The organism is Neokomagataea anthophila (assembly GCF_018122595.1).
GTDB classification, from domain to species: domain Bacteria; phylum Pseudomonadota; class Alphaproteobacteria; order Acetobacterales; family Acetobacteraceae; genus Gluconobacter; species Gluconobacter anthophilus.
In genome coordinates, this window is the sequence record NZ_JAGRQH010000258.1 from 1 (window position 1) to 214 (window position 214).

The 214-nt window shown below is 62.1% G+C and carries 1 protein-coding gene; it reads left to right on the plus strand.

Annotation, left to right across the window (positions count from 1 at the left end; all coding sequences use genetic code 11):
- The coding region (locus KB213_RS12620) for a gamma-glutamyl-gamma-aminobutyrate hydrolase family protein (protein ID WP_211683610.1) at positions 1-214 on the plus strand (214 nt) is incomplete at both ends.

Consider the following 214-nt stretch of genomic DNA (forward strand, 5'->3'; position numbering starts at 1 on the left):
GTGGATCCCGCGCTTTACAACGCACCTCCAGCCCCCGAATCAAGCCCTCGCCCTGAACGTACACGTGCAGAACACGCCTTGCTCATAGCCGCGCTCAAGCGTGACATCCCCATCCTCGGCTTTTGCGGCGGCATGCAGCTTCTCGCCGTTGAAGCTGGCGGCACACTCATTCAACTCCTCGCGCGCGAGGGCGGACTCGATCTAGCTAACCCAC